Source organism: Streptococcus sp. A11, from assembly GCF_043674225.1.
Taxonomy (GTDB): Bacteria; Bacillota; Bacilli; order Lactobacillales; family Streptococcaceae; genus Streptococcus; species Streptococcus suis_V.
Window position 1 is genome coordinate 1 of record NZ_JBIMJS010000034.1, and the last position, 3011, is coordinate 3011.

The following is a 3011-nucleotide window of genomic DNA, read 5'->3' on the forward strand; positions in this document are numbered from 1 at the left end:
ATTATTGGGAATCCCAGCTTAAATCATAGATACCGTAAGGGATTTTATTCTTTATTTAAAACTTTGCAACAGAACCATTTGGACTAATCGTAAAACTTGTAAGTTTAGTTGGCTTTATATTCGCAGTAATTTTTTATGCACAGAATTCTGTAGATGGAAAATATCGAATGGGTTATGATGGAGTTGCTGATATAGAGTTAAATGTTATATTTACGATGGTAAATGGAGAAGTAGAAGTTCTAGGGCAGACACAAAGCTTTTCAGGAACAATTAATATTTTTGATAAAACTATTAGCATAGATTTACCAGAAGAAATCCCAGGAATTGGAAGTGAGATAGTTGGTACTTATGAAAAAGATGACTCTGGTAATTTAAAAGTGGGTAATTTCACATTTGAAAAAGAGTAGTAGGAGATAAAGATGACTGAGACAGAATGGATTGCATATTTTGAAGCAACGAATGGTCGAAAACCTACCCCTGCGGAATTGCAGGAAGCAGTAAAAAGTGGGATTGTGCAATCATCTAAAAAATCATTTCCAAAATGGGTCTATGGTTTGGTTGGGATTGTAGCTATCGCAGGCATTGCGTATATGTTTTTTACAAATACATCGAATCAAGAAATTTCTACTATATCAACAGAGGCCAGTTCCTCAACGAACCAGACAAAAGTAAGTCAGTCGCAATCGTCGAGCTCGCAAAAAGAGGAAGATGGGATTGATTTATCGGCTATCCAAGCAGGAGATTATGCGAGTATAGCAGGTTTGTGGTACACAGAAATTTCTGAAAGTCCCAAAGAATTTAACTGGAGTGATTATTTTAAACATCATCAAGTTCGTGAAGAAAATGGAATACTGACTTTATCGATTAATTTAGCAGGCGCACCTGCTCTAAAGATAATTCCTAAAGGAGTGGAATACAATCTACCTGTTGAGACGATATCTGGAGGGGTTCCGACAATGACTACCACCGATCGTATCGTTTCAGAAGGAATTGTGTCGGACGTATATTATCGAGAAGCTGATTTTAAAAATGTAGAGAATACACAATATTCAATCTCTTATTATACTCAGAAAACCAATGGAACGACTATTTGGACTCAAGAACAAAGTCAAGAACTTGCAGACTTGATGGTGAGCTGGGGGACTTCAATGAACCAAAGTGGCTATCAAGATGTGACTGATACAGTTAGAGAGCGTTCTCTAGCTGTGGTCGATGAATCAGGTGCTGGTCCGAACTATTCTGTAGATTTTTCTACAGATGGAACAGGTCAAGCGGAATATCATATTGTAGGAATCTATCATTATTCTAAAGTTGTAGCTGGTGGTAACTTGGATCATAATTACTTGTTCACAATAAAAAATGACGGAACACCTGTTGTACTTTATTCTCCTACAAGTCAGGATAATATCTATAAAGTTAGAGTGACGGATAAGTCAGATTTAATATCAGGTTTTTCGGATATTGTTGGAGGTAATTAAATGACAGAAAAAGAATGGATAAGCTATTTTGAAGCAATTAATAGACGTAAACCGACTGATGTTGAAGTAAAAATTGCTTTTAAGAATGGTGAGATAAGGAAGAAGTCCTACTGGTTTCGTTTTCGAAGCATTCCAGTCTGGAAGCAAATTTCTGTTATTTTGCTAATAGGATTTCTTTTGTTTATTAGCTACAAACCAGCCTTGAAAATGTATTATCAGAGTCAGGAGAGTCGCTATCGCGGACTTTATGAGACAGTAGTATCTAACCATCAGGAAGCCATTCTACAGAAAGATAGTCAGAAAGTAAGTGCTGCATATTTCGAGCAGCCAACTCGGTCCCCTTCCTATCTAATTGATGATTTAGATGATGATGGGAAATTAGAAATGTACATAGGGTTTGATGATGGTGTGGAAACAATTAACGTACTAGAGAAGTTTGATATTTCATTTGGGAAGGTCAAAAGGGCAAAAGCAGGTCCAGCAGTCTCTTCTGATAAAAATTGGGCTCCCTTCAATGTAGAAGATCTATACCAAATAGATTTGACAGAATTATCTAATCAGGATTTTTCGTCCGTAAGTGGAGTTTGGGTCTCAGAAGATGGAGAGTCTGAAGTAACGATATATGACGACGGCATAGCTTATATTAATGGGGTTAGTACGGACAATATGTCTAGCGGCTCAAGTAATAATAAGATTATTGGGGATAGATTTGGTTTTCTAAATATAAGCAAGCAAGTATATGAAGGATATGCAGTTGGTGAAGCCAGTGGAGGAAAAATTTCTCTAACAGCTCTCACTAATTTAGGTTTTCATTATACTTATATCTTTGTTCCGAAAGGAATTGATTACTCAGGAACGGACTCTCAAAAAGATAGAGTTGTTGTAAAGACATTTGATGGGGAAATAGTTTTATATTCATCTTCGGACGTTAATTCAAACATTAGATCTAATGAACAAGCTGATGAATCAGCAGTCAATCTGACAGACTTGTTAAGAGGTGATTTTTCTAGCTTGGCTGGAACTTGGAAAAATTCTTATTATTCTTTCACTCTTGATGAAAAGGGGCGTTATAGAGGATCATCTTCAGAAGATGGACTCGCTTTTCGTGATTTGAGATTAGAAGAGGATAATTATATTATGGCAGTGCTTGGTGATAGCTCTACAAGTTGGCAAAATGCTAATTCTGGAGCCTTTTGGTATTTTATTCCAGCAGGAATAAAGCTAGAGTTTGAACAGGATACAGATAGTAGTCGAGATAGATTTATAGTTAACGCAAAAGATAGTTTTGGAAGTAAAGACTGGGTCTACTATAAGGTAGAATAACTACTAAGATGTATTCTTATAGCAGTCGTGTAGGAATATTTTTTAATCTTCTATGGGACAACTGAACACCTAAAATAAACTAATTTTACAAATAGTATAGTGTATAAATTTTTCTCACATTAATAAATATAATCCCAAATTTCAAGTTGAACTTAGCCATCCAAAAGAAATTCACTCGGCGACTTGTAGTCCAAGCATTTTTTAGGGTAG

3 protein-coding genes are annotated in these 3011 nt (G+C 35.9%); all 3 read left to right on the forward strand.

Features of this window, described 5'->3' with window-relative positions; genetic code table 11:
* The first annotated feature begins 167 nt into the window (after positions 1-167).
* Genes ACHBIF_RS11310 through ACHBIF_RS11320 form a run of 3 tightly spaced genes read left to right on the forward strand, consistent with a single transcriptional unit; the run spans position 168 to position 2801 of the window.
* On the forward strand, positions 168-407 hold the full coding sequence (locus ACHBIF_RS11310) for a hypothetical protein (RefSeq protein WP_394720756.1): 240 nt from the start codon (positions 168-170) through the stop codon (positions 405-407).
* 12 nt (positions 408-419) lie between these two features.
* Positions 420-1478 carry a DUF4767 domain-containing protein gene (locus ACHBIF_RS11315; protein ID WP_394720758.1) on the forward strand — a complete coding sequence of 353 codons (1059 nt, stop codon included), beginning with the start codon at positions 420-422 and terminating at the stop codon, positions 1476-1478.
* Complete coding sequence (locus tag ACHBIF_RS11320) at positions 1479-2801, forward strand: DUF6287 domain-containing protein (protein ID WP_394720760.1); 1323 nt, start codon at positions 1479-1481, stop codon at positions 2799-2801.
* Positions 2802-3011 lie beyond the last annotated feature (210 nt).

What these genes read in the sequence shown, in the direction of transcription:
- ACHBIF_RS11310 (WP_394720756.1), top strand. Translation starts at nt 168, where the DNA reads ATGGGTTATGATGGAGTTGCTGATATAGAGTTAAATGTTATATTTACG.
- ACHBIF_RS11315 (WP_394720758.1), top strand. Translation starts at nt 420, where the DNA reads ATGACTGAGACAGAATGGATTGCATATTTTGAAGCAACGAATGGTCGA.
- ACHBIF_RS11320 (WP_394720760.1), top strand. Translation starts at nt 1,479, where the DNA reads ATGACAGAAAAAGAATGGATAAGCTATTTTGAAGCAATTAATAGACGT.